Annotated in this window: 18 protein-coding genes; 10 read left to right on the top strand and 8 right to left on the bottom strand. The window is 69.8% G+C overall.

What is annotated here, in order from left to right; all coding sequences use genetic code 11:
• Positions 1-91: 91 nt before the first annotated feature.
• Positions 92-919: a hypothetical protein gene (locus tag ABZ915_RS42575; RefSeq protein WP_361814821.1), complete on the bottom strand. Its 828-nt coding sequence runs from the start codon at positions 917-919 to the stop codon at positions 92-94.
• Between the two features lie 216 nt (positions 920-1,135).
• On the opposite strand from ABZ915_RS42575, the gene ABZ915_RS42580 reads away from it, so the two are divergent.
• The 5 genes from ABZ915_RS42580 to cseC all read left to right on the top strand — a co-directional run bounded on the left by ABZ915_RS42580 (position 1,136) and on the right by cseC (position 5,628).
• Complete coding sequence (locus ABZ915_RS42580; protein ID WP_361814823.1) at positions 1,136-2,011, top strand: A/G-specific adenine glycosylase; 876 nt, start codon at positions 1,136-1,138, stop codon at positions 2,009-2,011.
• A 261-nt stretch (positions 2,012-2,272) separates the two neighbouring features.
• A complete protein-coding gene (locus ABZ915_RS42585; RefSeq protein ID WP_067006350.1) occupies positions 2,273-2,812 on the top strand; it encodes a SigE family RNA polymerase sigma factor in 540 nt (179 codons plus the stop codon).
• Positions 2,800-3,453, top strand: coding sequence for a hypothetical protein (locus tag ABZ915_RS42590; RefSeq protein ID WP_361814826.1), 654 nt, complete (start codon positions 2,800-2,802; stop codon positions 3,451-3,453). Before ABZ915_RS42585 ends, ABZ915_RS42590 begins: the two co-directional genes overlap by 13 nt.
• A gap of 113 nt (positions 3,454-3,566) precedes the next feature.
• On the top strand, positions 3,567-4,271 hold the full coding sequence (gene cseB / locus ABZ915_RS42595; RefSeq protein ID WP_361814829.1) for a two-component system response regulator CseB: 705 nt from the start codon (positions 3,567-3,569) through the stop codon (positions 4,269-4,271).
• A gap of 13 nt (positions 4,272-4,284) precedes the next feature.
• On the top strand, positions 4,285-5,628 hold the full coding sequence (gene cseC, locus ABZ915_RS42600; RefSeq protein ID WP_361814832.1) for a two-component system sensor histidine kinase CseC: 1,344 nt from the start codon (positions 4,285-4,287) through the stop codon (positions 5,626-5,628).
• Between the two features lie 54 nt (positions 5,629-5,682).
• Here the strand turns inward: cseC and ABZ915_RS42605 are convergent, their stop codons facing one another.
• Complete coding sequence (locus ABZ915_RS42605; RefSeq protein WP_361814835.1) at positions 5,683-6,276, bottom strand: TetR/AcrR family transcriptional regulator; 594 nt, start codon at positions 6,274-6,276, stop codon at positions 5,683-5,685.
• 129 nt (positions 6,277-6,405) lie between these two features.
• Here ABZ915_RS42605 and ABZ915_RS42610 point away from each other — a divergent pair, with 129 nt between their 5' ends.
• Positions 6,406-7,161 (top strand): SDR family oxidoreductase, encoded by a 756-nt coding sequence (locus tag ABZ915_RS42610; RefSeq protein ID WP_361814838.1) that lies wholly within the window; start codon positions 6,406-6,408, stop codon positions 7,159-7,161.
• 26 nt (positions 7,162-7,187) lie between these two features.
• Here ABZ915_RS42610 and ABZ915_RS42615 read toward each other — a convergent pair whose 3' ends face one another.
• The 3 genes from ABZ915_RS42615 to ABZ915_RS42625 form a co-directional block, all read right to left on the bottom strand.
• Complete coding sequence (locus tag ABZ915_RS42615; protein ID WP_361814841.1) at positions 7,188-7,634, bottom strand: VOC family protein; 447 nt, start codon at positions 7,632-7,634, stop codon at positions 7,188-7,190.
• A gap of 58 nt (positions 7,635-7,692) precedes the next feature.
• Positions 7,693-8,124, bottom strand: coding sequence for a helix-turn-helix transcriptional regulator (locus ABZ915_RS42620; protein WP_361814844.1), 432 nt, complete (start codon positions 8,122-8,124; stop codon positions 7,693-7,695).
• Positions 8,125-8,247: 123 nt separating this feature from the next.
• Positions 8,248-9,804: an MDR family MFS transporter gene (locus ABZ915_RS42625; protein WP_361814847.1), complete on the bottom strand. Its 1,557-nt coding sequence runs from the start codon at positions 9,802-9,804 to the stop codon at positions 8,248-8,250.
• Positions 9,805-9,963: 159 nt separating this feature from the next.
• Between ABZ915_RS42625 and ABZ915_RS42630 the strand changes: the two genes are divergently transcribed.
• On the top strand, positions 9,964-10,566 hold the full coding sequence (locus ABZ915_RS42630; protein ID WP_361814850.1) for a TetR/AcrR family transcriptional regulator: 603 nt from the start codon (positions 9,964-9,966) through the stop codon (positions 10,564-10,566).
• On the opposite strand, the gene ABZ915_RS42635 is transcribed toward ABZ915_RS42630, so the two are convergent.
• Entirely contained in the window at positions 10,563-11,213 is a 651-nt protein-coding gene (locus ABZ915_RS42635) for a M23 family metallopeptidase (protein WP_361814853.1), read from the bottom strand. The genes ABZ915_RS42630 and ABZ915_RS42635 overlap by 4 nt on opposite strands.
• 290 nt (positions 11,214-11,503) lie before the next feature.
• A complete protein-coding gene (locus tag ABZ915_RS42640; protein ID WP_361814856.1) occupies positions 11,504-11,932 on the bottom strand; it encodes an ATP-binding protein in 429 nt (142 codons plus the stop codon).
• Positions 11,933-12,125: 193 nt separating this feature from the next.
• On the opposite strand from ABZ915_RS42640, the gene ABZ915_RS42645 reads away from it, so the two are divergent.
• The 3 genes from ABZ915_RS42645 (at position 12,126) to ABZ915_RS42655 (ending at position 13,933) form a co-directional block, all read left to right on the top strand.
• The gene (locus ABZ915_RS42645; protein WP_361814859.1) at positions 12,126-12,260 is read left to right on the top strand and encodes a hypothetical protein; all 135 of its coding nucleotides are present in this window, start codon (positions 12,126-12,128) and stop codon (positions 12,258-12,260) included.
• Positions 12,257-13,195, top strand: a complete 939-nt coding sequence (locus ABZ915_RS42650; protein ID WP_361814862.1) for a PDDEXK nuclease domain-containing protein — start codon at positions 12,257-12,259, stop codon at positions 13,193-13,195. The genes ABZ915_RS42645 and ABZ915_RS42650 overlap by 4 nt, the downstream gene beginning before the upstream one ends.
• 120 nt (positions 13,196-13,315) lie before the next feature.
• Positions 13,316-13,933: an HAD family acid phosphatase gene (locus tag ABZ915_RS42655; protein WP_361814865.1), complete on the top strand. Its 618-nt coding sequence runs from the start codon at positions 13,316-13,318 to the stop codon at positions 13,931-13,933.
• 82 nt (positions 13,934-14,015) lie between these two features.
• On the opposite strand, the gene ABZ915_RS42660 is transcribed toward ABZ915_RS42655, so the two are convergent.
• The gene (locus tag ABZ915_RS42660) at positions 14,016-16,541 is read right to left on the bottom strand and encodes an ATP-dependent Clp protease ATP-binding subunit (protein WP_361814868.1); all 2,526 of its coding nucleotides are present in this window, start codon (positions 16,539-16,541) and stop codon (positions 14,016-14,018) included.
• Positions 16,542-16,882: the final 341 nt, after the last annotated feature.

Genomic DNA, 16,882 nt, shown 5'->3' on the forward strand with positions numbered 1-16,882 from the left:
GGTGCCCCCTCTGGGGGAGTTCGAGGACGAGGCCGTTCAGGCCGATAGGGGGTCCGGGGGGCGAATCCCCCTGGCGGCGAGCCGTGATCAGCTAGTCGGCCGACAGCACGAACGACGTCTGCGCCGTAGAAAACCCCGTGGCCTTGGCCTCCACCAGATACGTCCCCGCCTTCGCCGCCCCCGCCGGAGGCGTAGCGCACTCCGGAGCGCTCGGCTTGCGGTCCCACTTCACCGTGTAGGTGATCGCGCTGCCCGCCGGCACCCGGAAGACCAGTCCGCCCGCGCCCTCGGGGCAGTCGGCGGACGACCAGTAGTCGTCGCTGCCGTCGGCCTGCGTGATGGTCAGCACGGCCTTCTTGGGGCCGAGGTCGATCTTGCAGTCGCTCCCGGCGGTGTTCTTCGCGGTGAGTTCGAAGGCGGGCGTCTGACCGGGCGAGTAGGTGTTGTGGACGCTGCGCAGGCCCAACGTGACCGCCCCGGCGGAACAGTTGGGCAGCGTGGAGGACGCCGGAAGCGCGTCCCCCGCACCGACGCCGACGCCGCCGGAACCTGAGCCGGAACCCGAAGAACCGCTCCCGCCCGAAGCGCCGGATCCCCCGGACCCCGTGCCGTCCCCCGAGCCGGACGAGCCACCGGAGCCGCCCGACCCGCCGCTCCCGGTGCCCCCGCTCCCCGATTCGTCGCGCCCGCCCGGGTGTTGGCTGATCGCGGGTCCCGAGTCGGACGGTCCCGGCGTGATCGAGGGCGGGGGGTTCTTGCCGTCGGACCCTCCGGCGTGGTTCTTGCCGCCGGAGCCGCCCGAGGTGACTATCCAGGTGACCAGCAGCGCCAACACGGCGACCACCGACACCAGTACGACCCTCCGTCGCCAGTAGATGGAGGAGGGGAGCGGCCCGACCGGATTGCGCAAAGATCCCACGGCGCAAACTTTACGAGAGATCGCGCCGCTTGCTCTCCCCACCCGCCGCCCGGAACACAACTTTTCCGGATCATCATTCCGGTAACTGCACACGCAGGGCCACCTGTTCCACCTCCCCCGCACACCGCCCCGCCCTGTCGCCGTCAACCCGGCGCACCCCGGCCGGGGCAAGCCGCGGACCGGACGCATCCAACCCGTGGCAGGATCGGAGGTGCCATGACTGAGAAGCTCCACACCCCCGTGATCGCCTGGTTCGACGCCCACGCCCGCGACCTCCCCTGGCGCCGCCCGGAGGCGGGCTCCTGGGGTGTGATGGTCAGCGAGTTCATGCTCCAGCAGACCCCGGTCAGCCGTGTGCTGCCGGTGTACGAGGAGTGGCTGTCCCGCTGGCCCCGCCCGGCGGACCTCGCCAAGGACGCCCCCGGCGAGGCGGTCCGCGCCTGGGGCCGGCTCGGCTATCCGCGCCGCGCCCTGCGGCTGCACGGCGCCGCGGTCGCCATAACGGAGCGGCACGGCGGGGACGTACCGACGGATCACGCGCAGCTGCTCGCGCTGCCCGGCATCGGCGAGTACACGGCCGCGGCGGTGGCCTCCTTCGCGTACGGGCAGCGGCACGCGGTGCTGGACACCAACGTCCGCCGGGTGTTCGCCCGAGCGGTCACGGGGGTGCAGTACCCGCCGAACGCCACCACGGCGGCCGAGCGCAAGCTCGCGCGTTCCCTGCTGCCCCAGGACGAGGGGACCGCCGCCCGCTGGGCCGCCGCCTCCATGGAGCTGGGCGCGCTGGTGTGCACGGCGAAGAACGAAGGCTGCCACCGCTGCCCGATCGCGGCGCAGTGCGCCTGGCGGCTGGCGGGCAAGCCGGAGCACGCGGGGCCGCCGCGCCGGGGCCAGACGTACGCCGGTACCGACCGCCAGGTCCGCGGCAAGCTGCTGGCGGTGCTGCGCGACGCGCATGTCCCGGTGCCGCAGGCGGTGCTGGACCGGGTGTGGCACGAGCCGGTGCAGCGGGCGCGCGCCCTGGACGGGCTCGTCGCGGACGGTCTGGTGGAGCCGCTGCCGGGCGGTCTGTACCGGCTGCCGCTGGGCTGACGCACAGACACATCACAGCGCCGGGGGCTCCGTTACGGATGCTCCCGGCCGTCAAATCGCCCTGAACCAGGGCTTTCCAGCCCCTCTCTTTACCCCGAACTCATTTCCGTTACACAACCGACGGACAGCCGAGTGCTACCCGAAGGCTCTCTCGGACAGCGCCGTGACACGAGCTCCGTAGCTTCTTCCCTGTGCCCGGCAGACCACCGGCACGGCAGGCACGATCCGGAGATGAAAACGGGGAACGGGAGGCGGTTGATCATGGCGCAGGGCGAGGTGCTCGAGTTCGAGGAGTACGTCCGCACTCGGCAGGACGCGCTGCTGCGCAGCGCCCGCCGGCTGGTGCCCGACCCGGTCGACGCCCAGGATCTGCTGCAGACGGCGCTGGTGCGGACGTACGGCCGCTGGGAGGGCATCGCGGACAAGCGGCTCGCGGACGCCTATCTGCGCCGGGTGATGATCAACACGCGGACCGAGTGGTGGCGGGCACGGAAGCTGGAGGAGGTCCCCACCGAGCAACTGCCGGACGCCTCCGTGGACGACTCCACCGAGCAGCACGCGGACCGGGCCCTGCTGATGGACATCATGAAGGTTCTCGCTCCCAAGCAGCGCAGCGTCGTCGTGCTGCGACACTGGGAGCAGATGTCCACGGAAGAGACCGCCGCGGCCCTCGGCATGTCGGCCGGAACGGTCAAGAGCACGCTGCACCGGGCGCTCGCCCGGCTCCGTGAGGAGCTGGAGGCCCGCGATCTGGACGCACGCGCGCTGGAGCGTGAGGAGCGGGAGCGTTGCGCGGCCTGACCGGGTCCGGGCCCAGCTGGGCCCGACTGAGCTTGCAGGCGGCGATCACGGCGACGGCCGTGCTCGCCGCCGTCGGCCTTTTCGCCGCCGCCTGTGCGACTGGCGGCACCGGAGCCCGGGACGAGGGCCCGGCGCACGCCGGTTCGGTGGCCGGCGTCGGGGCCTCCCCCGCGCCCAGCCCCTCCGACACCTTCCGACGGGTGGACGCGGTCGCGCTCGTCAAGGACGACCCGAAGGTCTCCGACACGGTCAAGCGGGACCTCAAGCCGTGCTCCGGCGACGACTACCCGGTCGACGTGACCTACGGCAACCTCACCGGCGGCAGCGTCGACGACGTCGTCGTCAACGTGCTGACCTGCGGCGACGCGGTGGGGCTCGGAGCGTATGTGTACCGCGCGCAGAGCGGCAGGTACGAGAATGTGTTCAAGGCCGAGGAGTCCCCGGTGTACGCGGAGGTCGACCGGGGCGACCTGATGGTGACCAAGCAGGTGTACGAGAAGGGCGACCCGGTGTCGAACCCGTCCGGCGAGAACGTGATCACGTACAGCTGGACCGCGGGACGCTTCGTCCAGCAGGACTTCCACCACACCGACTACGGCAACGCGGTCGGGGGCGACGCGACTCCGGTGCCGAGCACCTGACTCCGGTGCCGGGCGCCTGATTGCGGTGCCGGGCAGCTGAGTGAACCGCTCCACCGCGCCCTGCGTCACCTGTTCGAGAGCACGACATTCATACGAGGACTGAGAGCACCGGGATGGCAGAACAGACCCACGTCCTGTTCGTGGAGGACGACGACGTCATCCGTGAGGCCACACAGCTCGCCCTGGAGCGGGACGGCTTCGCGGTCACCGCGAAGCCCGACGGGTTGTCGGGGCTGGAGTCGTTCCGGGCGAACCGGCCCGACATCGCGCTGCTGGACGTCATGGTCCCGGGCCTGGACGGGGTCAGCCTGTGCCGCCGCATCCGCGACGAGTCGACGGTGCCGGTGATCATGCTGTCGGCGCGCGCCGACTCCATCGACGTGGTGCTGGGCCTGGAGGCGGGCGCCGACGACTATGTGACCAAGCCGTTCGACGGTGCCGTGCTGGTCGCCCGGATCCGCGCGGTGCTGCGCCGTTTCGGGCACGCGAGCGGCGGGGACCGGGGGGACGACTCCGATTCACCGGTGGACGGCGGGCTGCTGACCTTCGGCGAGCTGGAGGTCGACACCGAGGGCATGGAGGTGCGCCGGGCCGGACAGCCGGTGGCGCTCACTCCGACCGAGATGCGGTTGCTGCTGGAGTTCTCCTCGGCGCCGGGGACGGTGCTCTCGCGCGACAAGCTGCTGGAGCGGGTGTGGGACTACGGCTGGGGCGGGGACACCCGGGTCGTCGACGTCCATGTGCAGCGGCTGCGGACGAAGATCGGCCAGGACCGGATCGAGACGGTCCGTGGCTTCGGTTACAAGCTGAAGGCCTGAGCGGGGCAGGGGCATGCGGGGGATCATTCGGCGCCGGGTCAGGGGGCGCGTGGAGCGTGCGAGTCTGCGCACGGGGATCAGATGGAAGCTCAGCGCGGCCATCGCACTGGTCGGCGCGCTGGTGGCGGTCGCGCTCAGCCTGGTCGTGCACAACGCCGCCCGGGTGTCGATGCTGGACAACGCGCGCGACCTCGCGCTGGAGCGGCTTCAGATTCCCGAGCGGAACTATGTGCTGAACCGGCACACGAACTTCCCGGGCTCCGAGATCGACGACCCGAAGCTGCCGCCGGCGCTGCGGGAGAAGGTCGAGGACGGCCGCCGGGCCACCTTCGTGACGGACCACGGCGGCAACGCGCCGGACATCTGGGCGGCCGTGCCGATGAAGGACGGGCATGTGCTGTCCCTGCACACCCGCTTCACCGACCGCAGCACCGACGTGATGAAGGACCTCGACCAGGCCCTGGTCATCGGGTCCATCGCGGTCGTGCTCGGCGGCAGCGCGCTCGGCGTGCTCATCGGCGGCCAGCTCTCGGGCCGGCTGCGCAAGGCGGCCGCCGCCGCGAACCAGGTCGCCCAGGGCGAGCCGGACGTACGGGTGCGGGACGCCATCGGGGGGGTCGTACGGGACGAGACCGACGACCTCGCGCGTGCGGTGGACGCGATGGCGGACGCGCTCCAGCAGCGGCTGGAGGCCGAGCGCCGGGTCACCGCCGACATCGCGCACGAGCTGCGCACCCCGGTGACCGGGCTGCTGACGGCGGCCGAGCTGTTGCCGCCCGGCCGGCCGACCGAGCTGGTCCTCGACCGCGCCAAGGCCATGCGCACGCTCGTCGAGGACGTCCTGGAGGTCGCCCGGCTCGACAGCGCCTCCGAGCGGGCCGAGTTGCAGGACATCATGCTGGGCGAGTTCGTGGCCCGGCGGGTGGCCGCCAAGGATCCGGCCGTCGTCGTGCATGTGGTGCACGAGTCGTGGGTGACGACCGACCCGCGGCGCCTGGAGCGGGTGCTGTTCAACCTCCTGGCCAACGCCGCCCGGCACGGCAAGCCGCCCATCGAGGTCAGCGTCGAGGGCCGGGTCATCCGGGTCCGCGACCACGGCCGCGGTTTCCCCGAGGAACTGCTCGCGGAGGGGCCGAGCCGCTTCCGCACCGGCAGCAAGGACCGCGCCGGCCAGGGCCACGGCCTCGGCCTGACCATCGCCGCGGGCCAGGCCCGGGTGCTGGGCGCCCGCCTGACCTTCCGCAACGTCCGGCCCGCGGGCGCGCCCGAGCACGTCCCGGCGGAGGGGGCGGTCGCGGTCCTGTGGCTGCCGGAGCACGCGCCGACCGCTACGGGCAGCTATCCGATGCTGCCGTAGGCCTCCGGCCGAGCCACGACACCGGGCACGGCCCAGGGCCGACGCCATGGGCCCTCACCGCAGCAGGGACTCCGTGAGCCGTTCCGCGGTGGCCGCGTCCAGGGGGGCGTGGCCAAGCAGGAAGCGGTACCAGAAGAAGCCGTAGAACTGGTCGACGACGAGGTCGAGATCCCGGTCGGCGGGCAGTTCGCCGCGCTCGCGGCCGCGCTGGAGGATCTCGCGTACGGCGGCCCGGCGGGACTCGGTGAAGTTCCGCATCAGCTCGGCCAGGTGGGGGTCGCGGGCGGCCTCGGTGACGAGGGTGCGCAGGGCCGGTGCGGAGGGGGCGCGCTGGGACGCCTCGAAGGTGGCCGTCGCCAGGGCCCGCAGGTCGTCGCGGAGGCTGCCGGTGTCCGGCGTGGGCACCTCCTGGGCGGCGTAGTCGGTGAGCGCGTCCAGCAGGACGGCGCCCTTGGAGGGCCACCAGCGGTAGAGGGTCTGCTTTCCGACGCCGGCCGCGCGGGCGATGGTCTCGACGGTCACCGGGGCGCCGTCCGCGTCGGCGATCAGGTCCAGCGCGGCGTCGAGGATCGCCCGGCGGACGGCCTCGTTGCGGCGGCGGCCGGTGTGGGGGCGTGACTCCACGGGGCGCGGTTCTTTCGTGTCCACGGGCCCATCCTCTCCGAGAGCCCCTCCGGAACTCCCTTGACGAGACTACCGGTCTCGGCAACACTTTGACGAGACCGACGTTCTCGGCAAGGGGTCGAGACCCGGCGAGTCACAGGAGAGAAGCCACTCATGAGCACTCCGAACCACGTCAACTCCCCCGCTTTCGCCGGACAGCGCGTCGCCGTCATGGGCGGCAGCTCGGGGATCGGCGAGGCGGCGGCCGCGGCCTTCGCGGCGGACGGCGCGGAGGTGGTCATCACCGGCCGCGACCAGGAACGGCTCGACGCGGCCGCCACCCGTATCGGCGGCAAGACCTCGGCACACCGCCTGGACGCGGCCGACCGGGCCGCCGTGGATGCCTTCTTCGCCCAGTCCGGCCCCGTCGACCACCTGGTCCTCGCCCTCAGCGGCGCCAAGGGCGGCGGCCCCTTCGCCGCCCTCGACCTGGCGGAGCTCGCGGAGGGGTTCGACGGCAAGTTCTGGCCGCACCTGCGCGTCCTCCAGGCGGCCCTGCCCCGGCTGCGCGCCGACGGCTCGGTGACGCTGATCACCGCCGCCTCCGCGCGCGCCGCGATGCCCGGCACCGCCGGCCTCGCCGCGATCAACGGCGCCCTGGAGGCGATGGTCCCGCCGCTCGCCGTGGAACTGGCCCCGCTCCGGGTCAACGCCGTCTCGCCGGGCGTCGTCGACACGCCCTGGTGGGACGCCATGCCGGCCGAGCAGCGCCAGGCCACGTTCGACGCCCTCGCCGCCGCGACCCCCGTGGGCCGGGTCGGCCGTCCCGAGGACATCGCCCGTGCCGTTCACATGCTGGCCGCGAACACCTTCGTGACCGGAGTCGTCCTGGAGGCGACGGGCGGGGTGAACCTGGCGACGGGCCGCTGAACCTCAGCAACCGCCCCGGGCCGGGCTCAGTTCGCCCAGCCCTTCGAGGTGTCGAGGTCGCCCTCGCGGGTCTGGGTGAAGGAGAACCAGTTGCCGGAGTCGTCGCGGAACAGCGCCTCCGTACCGTACGGACGCTCCTGCGGCTCCTGGAGGAACTCCACACCGCGTTCCTTGAGCACCTTGTAGTCACCGTGGACGTCGTCGGTGGTCAGCACCCCGGCACCGAGCACCCCCTTGGCCACCAGCTTCTTCACCATCTCGGCGGACTCGGGGTCCATCGCGGGCGGCCCCGGCACCATCAGGGTCAGCTCCACGTCGGGCTGGCTCTCGGCGCCCACGGTCAGCCAGCGCATGCCGCCCTCGCCCATCGTGAGGTCCGTACGGACCTCGAGTCCCAGCTTCTCGGTGTAGAACTCCTTGGCCCGGTCCTGGTCGAGTACCCAGACGGTCGAGATCTTGAGCCCCTTGATCATGGCGCGCTCCTGTCCACGGCGATCGGCTTCTGCCCAGCAACCGTAGGCAGGGCCGGCCTCAGCCCGCTTCTCCGGAATTGCGCTCTGCGGCACCCGGGCCCCTCCGGAACCCTCCCGCCCACAGCATGGCGTAGCACCCGGGTATGAGCGCGGCTCCGCGCCCCACGTGCTTCGTCCGGTACTCGCTGGGCGTCAGCCCGGTCCACGCCTTGAACCGGGCGGAGAAGGTGCCCAGGCTGCTGAAGCCCACCAGGTGGCAGATCTCGGTCACCGACAGGTTGGCGGTGCGCAGCATCTCCTCGGCCCGCTCGATGCGGCGGTGCGTCAGGTACTGGCCGGGCGTCTCGCCGTACGTCTCCTTGAAGGCCCGTATGAAGTGGTACCGCGAATATCCGGCGTGCGCGGCCACCGCGTCCAGGTCGAGCCCCGGGTCGGCCCAGTCGCGGTCCATGGCGTCCTTGGCCAGGCGCAACTGGCGCAGTTTGTCCATACGGGGATGGTGGCACGGGGCACTGACAACGGCGCCGGCGGCGCCGACGCCGCCGCGACTTCGGCCGCCCATGGCGAAGGCCCCCGGGGCGGACACACTCCGGGGGCCTTCGGCTCACTGCGGTCAGACGGCCTCGACGACCGGTGCCGGCACCGCGTCGGCGTTGTCCGCCGCGCCGCCCTCCGGCTTCTGCGGTCCGCCCTTGAGCGGGACCTCCTTGACGAAGAAGGACGCCACCAGCACGACCACCGCGACGACCGCGCCCAGCAGGAACGCCGAGTGCGTACCGGCGGAGACCGCGTGCTGGTACGCCTCCCGCGCCGCCGCCGGCAGCTTCTTCAGGCTGGCCGCGTCGAGCTGCGCGGACTGCATCTTGGAGGCCGCCGAGCCAACCCGCTCGGCCATGACGTCCTTGACCCGGTTGTTGAACAGGGCGCCCATGATGGCGACGCCGAAGGAGGAGCCGAGCGTACGGAAGAGGGTGGTGGACGAGGAGGCCACGCCCATGTCCTTCATCTCCACGCTGTTCTGCGCGACCAGCATGGTGATCTGCATCAGGCAGCCCATGCCGAGGCCGAGGACGGCCATGAACACCCCGGAGGTGAACCGGGAGGTCCCCGTGTCCATCGTCGACAGCAGGTACAGGCCGGTGATCATCAGCACACCGCCGGCGATCGGGAAGACCTTGTAGCGCCCGCTGTTGGTGGTGATCCGCCCGGCGACCATCGAGGTCACCAGCATCGCGCCCAGCATCGGCAGGAGCAGCAGCCCGGAGTTGGTCGCGGACGCGCCCTGCACGGACTGCTGGTACAGCGGCAGGAAGAGCGTGGCGCCGAACATCACGAAGCCGGTGATGAAGCCGATGACGGACATCAGCGTGAAGTTGCGGCTGCGGAAGATGTGCAGCGGTACGACCGGCTCGGCGGCCCGGGTCTGCCAGAACACGAACCCGACCAGCGCGGCGACACCGATGCCGATCAGCTCCATGATCCGCGCGGAGGTCCACGCGTACTCCGAGCCACCCCAGGTGGTGACCAGCACGATCGAGGTGATGCCGATGGTCAGCAGCGCGGCGCCCAGGTAGTCGATGCGGGCCTTGGAGCGCTTCTTCGGCAGGTGCAGCACGGCACTGACCAGCGCCAGCGCGACCGCGCCGAGCGGCAGGTTGATGTAGAAGGACCAGCGCCAGCCCCAGTTGTCGGTGATGGTGCCGCCGACCAGCGGACCGCCGATCATCGCCAGCGCCATGACGCCGGCCATCATGCCCTGGTACTTGCCGCGCTCCCGGGGCGGGATCAGATCACCGATGATCGCCATGACGCCGACCATCAGGCCGCCCGCGCCGAGCCCCTGAACGGCCCGGAACCCGATGAGCTCACCCATGTTCTGGGCCATGCCGCTGAGCGCGGACCCGATCAGGAAGATCACGATCGAGGTGAGGAAGGTGGCCTTGCGGCCGAACATGTCGCCGAGCTTGCCCCAGATCGGGGTCGCCGCGGCGGTCGCCAGTGTGTACCCGGTCACCACCCACGACAGGTGCTCCAGGCCGCCCAGCTCGCCCACGATCGTCGGCATCGCGGTGCCCACGATCATGTTGTCCAGCATCGCGAGCATCATCGCGATCATCAGCGCGAGCAGGACGACCCGCACGCTCCTGGGCTTCTTGCCCTCTGTTTCCATGCTTGCCACGCCTTGTGCGCCCTCTGTGTCCGCCATCTTTCCCACTCCCCCCGGACCGCTACTTACTTGCCGCCCGGCTAGTTCACTACACTGGTGAAGGTAGCGATGTCACTAGCCGGGCGTCAAGTAAGTTTCCGCGGGAGCGCAAGGAGTACGAGGATGGGCGTCACCATGGACGGCACCAAGCAGCAGCGCCGCGGCAACACCCGCCAGCGCATCCAGGACGTGGCCCTCGAACTCTTCGCCGAGCAGGGCTACGAGAAGACGTCCCTGCGCGAGATCGCCGAGCGCCTGGACGTCACGAAGGCGGCGCTCTACTACCACTTCAAGACCAAGGAAGAGATCATCGTCAGCCTCTTCGAGGACCTGACGCAGCCGATCCAGGAACTGATCGAGTGGGGCGCGCGCCAGCCGCACACGCTGGAGACGAAGCAGGAGATCGTACGGCGTTACAGCCAGGCACTGACCGGCGCCGAGCCGCTCTTCCGCTTCATGCAGGAGAACCAGGCGACGGTACGGGAACTGCGCATCGGCGACACCTTCAAGGACCGCATGCGCGGCCTGCGCGACATCATCATCGACCCCGACTCGACCCTCGTCGACCAGGTCCGCTGCGTCAGCGCCCTGTTCACGCTGCACGCGGGCATGTTCATCATGCAGGACGTCGAAGGCGACCCCGAGAAGCGGCGCGAGGCCGTTCTGGAGGTCGCCGTGGACCTGGTCACGCAGGCGCACGAGGGCGCCCGCGGGACGGGGAGTTAGACGATCACGCCCTTGGCCCGCAGGAAGGGGACCGGGTCGATCGCGGAGCCGTAGTTCGGGGTCGAGCGGATCTCGAAGTGCAGGTGCGGGCCGGTGGAGTTACCGGTGTTGCCGGACTCGGCTATGTGCTGGCCCGTGGCGACGGTCTGGCCGACCCTGACGTCGATCCGCGACAGGTGGGCGTACTGCGAGTACTGCCCGTCGGCGTGCTTGACGACGATCGCGTTGCCGTAGGCGGGCCCGTCACCGGCGCCGTTGCCGCCGGCCTTGACCACGGTGCCGTTGTGCGCGGCGACGACGTTCGTACCGCTCGGCACGGCGAAGTCCTGCCCGCTGTGCTTGTGCATCCAGTGGCTGCCGGCCTGGTCGAAGCCCGCGGACAGCGTGTACTTCTTCACCGGGTCGACCCAGGTGGCGGCGGAGTTGGCGGCGGGCTTGGCAGCCGGCTTCACGGCAGGCTTGGCGGCGGCCGGCTTGGCGGCGACAGGCTTGGCGGCGGTCGTGGCGGCTGCGGCGGTGTGCGGACCGACGGCGCTCGCGACCCCGACGCCCAGCACGGCCGACGCGCCCACACCGGCGACCAGGGCGGCGACGCGGGTGCGCAGCAGGGACGTACGGACGGAGCGGGACGTGACGCGCTGGAACATCAAAACCTCGCGAACTCGGGAACGGAGAGACCACCCGACGCGACGCGACTGCGTCAGCGGGTGGCGCCATCCCTTGGTACCGCCCAGCCCCATTCATCCCAAAACGGACCAACTACGGCCATCAGTAGTATTCGGCCCTTATTTCACCCACTTCTTGACACCCGAGACCACGCCGAAAGCCACCCCTCTCCCACCCGCAAAGTCCCACTATCTCCACTAGTATCGGACATTTCGCCTGTGCGGCATGTCACCGGCCCCCGAGATCCACGACCCCCCGAATGTGACCTGCGCTACGCGCCAGGCACGAGCCAACGGGGCAGCGCCCGGCCGCTGTCGAGCCGGAACCACACTCCTTTGCCCCGCTCGGCTCCGGTCACCCCGAACCCGTCGGCGAGCGAGGCCACGAGCAGCAGCCCCCGCCCGGACTCGGCGTCGCCGCCGACCCGCCCTTGCGGGCGGGGCGGTCGGTGGCTCCCGTCATACACGGCGACGCGAACGCCTGCCGCCTCGACGGTGGCTCTGAGGTGCACTTCGCCCCGAACGTGCTGGTGCACGTTGGTCACCAGCTCGGAGGTGCAGAGGGCAGCCGTGTCGGCGAGATCGCCCAGCCCCAGCGTGTTCAGCGTGGACCGCACGAAGTCCCGGCAGACCTTGGGAGAGGTCGCGACGGCGGGAGTGAAGAGCGTGCAGGTGAGCGGCAGCGAAGCCGGCGGAGCCAACTGCCTGAACCTGGCCGCCCCACGCCCGCCGGGCCCATCCACCTCCGCGAGAGCGACCACCCCGAGACGATCCTCAGGACCACTCCCGCCGCCCTGGCCGCGCTCATACGCGCCGTCGACCCAAACTCACACGTTCGGATGACCTGACCGAATTCACCCGCGCACGAAGATCACCGTGCGCGACGCTCACGCCATGCACAGCAACACCGAGGCGTCCGACGCCACCGTCCCCACTCAGCTCGGCTCGCTCCCGTCCTGGTACGGCGATCTCCTGGGCGAGGTCAAGGAGACGGTCTCGGCGCGCGCCACCGCGCCCAGCGGGCCGTGAACACCGAACTCGTCCGGATGTACTGGCAGATCGGCAAGCTGATCCTGGCCCGACAGGAAGACGAGGGCTGGGGCACGAAGGTCGTGGCCAGGCTCGCGGCGGATCTGAAAGCGGCCTTTCCGGGGCAGCGCGGATTCTCCCGCCGCAACCTGATGTACATGCAGAAGATGGCCCGCACCTGGCCGGAGCCAATTGTGCAACAGCGTGTTGCACAATTGCCGTGGGGCCACGTCACAGTCCTCATGGACAAGCTCGACACCCGCTCCGAGCTGGACTTCTACGCCACCGAAGCCATCCGCAACGGCTGGTCGCGCGCGTTGCTGGACCGCTTCATCCGCCAGGAGCTGCACCTCACCCAGGGCTCCGCGGCAACCAATTTCGAGGTGACGGTCCCCGACGGCTCAGCGGTACTCAAGGAACTGGCCCGGGACCCGTACCGCCTCGACTTCCTCGGCCTCGACAAGCACCACGCGGAGCACGAACTCGAAGAGGCGATCGTCGCCAACATGGTCCGCTTCCTCACGGAACTCGGCGTGGGCTTCGCATTCGTCGGCCGTCAGTACCCGGTGCTCATCGGCGGCGAGGAATACCGCATCGACCTGCTCTTCTACCACCTCAAGCTGCACCGCTACTTCGTCTTCGAGCTCAAGACGAAGGATGTGCGCCCTGAGCACGTCGGCAAACTCAACTTCTACGTAAGCGTGGTCGACCGGATGGTCCGCGACCCCCAGCGCGACGACAGCACCATCGGATTCCTGATCGGCGCCCACCACAATAGGGCCGCGGTCCAACTCGCCCTCGACGCGAGCAACAACCCGCTCGCCGTGGCCAACTACTCGACCCTCTCGTCTGCCGACCGCGAACTCGTGCCAACGGAAGCGGACTTGACGCGGGTGGTCCAGCAGGCGATCGACGACATCGGTCAACTCCCTTAGTGTGACGCACATCTCTGTACGCCTACCCTCCAGTAACCTTACGGTTCCCCTCGCGCCACCCTCACGCACGATCATGCCCACGACACCGGCAGCGTATGGAGTGAGAGGAACCCCCCACCGATGAACAGACGACGCCCCTGGGCGCTGCGCGTATCCGCGACCGCCGTATCCGCGGCCGCCTTCGTCGCCATGGCCGCCCCGGCCGACGCCGCGACGGCCAGCAGCACGAGCACCACCGCCGCCAAGGTCGACTACGCCACCTGGCAGAAGGACTGCCAGACGGCCATGGACCAGGCCCTGCCATACCTGGAGCAGCGCATCGCGGCCGCCAAGCCGGGCGAGAAGCAGGCCATCGTCTTCGACGTCGACAACACCACGCTGGAGACCGACTTCGGCTTCAGCTACCCGCAGCCGGCCAACAAGCCCGTGCTGAACGTGGCCGAGTACGCCCAGGAACACGGCGTCTCCCTGTTCTTCGTCACCGCCCGCCCGGGCATCATCGCCGCCCCCACCGAGTGGAACCTCGAGCACGACGGCTACGACGTCTCCGGTCTCTACGTCCGGGGCCTGTTCGACCTCTTCAAGGACGTCGCCGCCTACAAGACCGCCCAGCGCGTCGACATCGAGAACGACGGCTACACGATCATCGCGAACATCGGCAACAGCACCACCGACCTCTCGGGCGGCCACGCCGAGAAGACGTTCAAACTGCCGGACTACAACGGGCAGTTGTCCTGAGATCAGGCGTCGTAAAAAAGGGGCTGCCCCGGGACGGAAGGTCCCGGGGCAGCCCCCTTCGGGTTGAAGCCGAGCGCAGCGCTTACGCGTCCTTGCTCAGGTTGGGCCCAGCCCCACCCGCGGCCTGCTCGATCGGCGGGGCGTCCGGGAGGGCGGACTTCTCCTCGCCGCGGAAGGTGAAGGTCTTGGTCTCGCCCTCGCCCTCCGTGTCCACGACCACGATGTGACCGGGGCGCAGCTCGCCGAAGAGGATCTTCTCCGACAGGGAGTCCTCGATCTCGCGCTGGATCGTGCGGCGCAGCGGCCGGGCGCCCAGCACGGGGTCGTAGCCCTTCTTGGACAGCAGCTCCTTGGCGGACTGGGAGAGCTCGATGCCCATGTCCCGGTCCTTCAGGCGCTCGTCCACCTTGCCGATCATCAGGTCGACGATCCGCAGGATGTCCTCCTGCGTCAGCTGCGGGAAGACGACCACGTCGTCGACGCGGTTGAGGAACTCGGGGCGGAAGTGCTGCTTGAGCTCGTCCTGGACCTTGTTCTTCATGCGCTCGTAGTTGGTCTTCGAGTCGCCCGAGGCCGCGAAGCCCAGGTTGAAGCCCTTGGAGATGTCCCGGGTGCCGAGGTTGGTCGTCATGATGATGACCGTGTTCTTGAAGTCCACGACCCGGCCCTGGGAGTCGGTCAGGCGACCGTCCTCCAGGATCTGCAGAAGGCTGTTGAAGATGTCCGGGTGGGCCTTTTCGACCTCGTCGAAGAGGACCACCGAGAACGGCTTCCGGCGGACCTTCTCGGTCAGCTGGCCGCCCTCTTCGTAGCCCACGTAGCCGGGGGGCGAACCGAAGAGCCGCGACACCGTGTGCTTCTCGCTGAACTCCGACATGTCGAGGGAGATCAGCGCGTCCTCGTCGCCGAAGAGGAACTCGGCGAGCGCCTTGGACAGCTCGGTCTTACCGACACCGGACGGGCCGGCGAAGATGAACGAGCCACCGGGACGCTTCGGGTCCTTCAGACCGGCGCGCGTACGGCGGATCGCCTTCGACAGCGCCTTGACGGCGTCGACCTGGCCGATGACCCGCTTGTGGAGCTCGTCCTCCATGCGCAGCAGGCGGGACGACTCCTCCTCGGTCAGCTTGAAGACCGGGATGCCCGTGGCCGTGGCGAGGACCTCGGCGATCAGCTCGCCGTCGACCTCGGCGACGACGTCCATGTCGCCGGCCTTCCACTCCTTCTCCCGCTTGGCCTTCGCGGCCAGGAGCTGCTTCTCCTTGTCGCGGAGGGAGGCGGCCTTCTCGAAGTCCTGCGAGTCGATCGCGGACTCCTTGTCCCGGCGGACGGCGGCGATCTTCTCGTCGAACTCGCGCAGGTCCGGCGGAGCGGTCATCCGGCGGATACGCATCCGGGAACCGGCCTCGTCGATCAGGTCGATCGCCTTGTCCGGCAGGAAGCGGTCCGAGATGTAGCGGTCGGCCAGGGTGGCGGCCTGGACCAGCGCCTCGTCCGTGATGGAGACGCGGTGGTGCGCCTCGTAACGGTCGCGCAGACCCTTGAGGATCTCGATGGTGTGCGGCAGCGAGGGCTCGGCGACCTGGATGGGCTGGAAGCGGCGCTCCAGGGCCGCGTCCTTCTCCAGGTGCTTGCGGTACTCGTCCAGCGTCGTGGCGCCGATCGTCTGGAGCTCACCGCGGGCCAGCATCGGCTTCAGGATCGAAGCGGCGTCGATGGCGCCCTCGGCGGCACCCGCACCGACCAGCGTGTGCAGCTCGTCGATGAACAGGATGATGTCGCCGCGGGTGCGGATCTCCTTGAGCACCTTCTTCAGGCGCTCCTCGAAGTCACCGCGGTAGCGGGAGCCGGCGACCAGCGCGCCGAGGTCCAGGGTGTAGAGGTGCTTGTCCTTGAGGGTCTCGGGCACCTCGCCCTTGACGATGGCCTGGGCCAGGCCCTCGACGACGGCGGTCTTGCCGACGCCGGGCTCACCGATCAGCACCGGGTTGTTCTTGGTACGGCGGGACAGCACCTGCATGACCCGCTCGATCTCCTTCTCGCGCCCGATGACCGGGTCGAGCTTGGACTCACGAGCGGCCTGGGTGAGGTTCCGGCCGAACTGGTCGAGGACCAGGGACGTCGAGGGGGTGCCCTCGGCAGGGCCGCCGGCGGTGGCGGTCTCCTTGCCCTGGTAGCCGGAGAGCAGCTGGATGACCTGCTGCCGCACCCGGTTGAGATCGGCGCCCAGCTTGACCAGGACCTGGGCGGCGACGCCCTCGCCCTCACGGATCAGGCCGAGCAGGATGTGCTCCGTGCCGATGTAGTTGTGGCCCAGCTGAAGGGCCTCGCGGAGCGACAGCTCCAGGACCTTCTTGGCACGGGGGGTGAAGGGGATGTGCCCGGACGGGGCCTGCTGGCCCTGGCCGATGATCTCCTCCACCTGCTGGCGGACCGCCTCGAGCGAAATCCCGAGGCTCTCAAGGGCCTTGGCGGCGACACCCTCACCCTCATGGATCAGGCCCAGGAGGATGTGCTCGGTGCCGATGTAGTTGTGGTTGAGCATCCGGGCTTCTTCCTGAGCCAGGACGACAACCCGCCGCGCGCGGTCGGTGAACCTCTCGAACATCGTTAATCGCTCCTCAGAGCGGTCAGGCAGTGGGGGGAACTTCCCCTCCCTGTCCTTCCGCAGCTTAGTCCCGCAAGCGGGGACCGCTCATTCCAACTGCCGACACCGTCGATGGCCTCCTGACCCGTGACGCCGACATCTGCTCCAACCCGATGGTGCGAGACGATGTTCCCGCAGGCCAGGCACTTACCCCTGTCGCCAGTACGCCGATGGCGAACGTGAGACAGGCCCGTCCTGCGCGTCGCCCCCTCCCACTAGGGATGTCTTACCCGTACGCACTGACAGTCCATGCCGCGCGCACCGGTTCGCTCCGCTATGGGCGAACAACCTTGCGCCCCTGC

It is taken from the genome of Streptomyces sp. NPDC046915 (assembly GCF_040644935.1).
GTDB lineage: Bacteria > Actinomycetota > Actinomycetes > Streptomycetales > Streptomycetaceae > Streptomyces.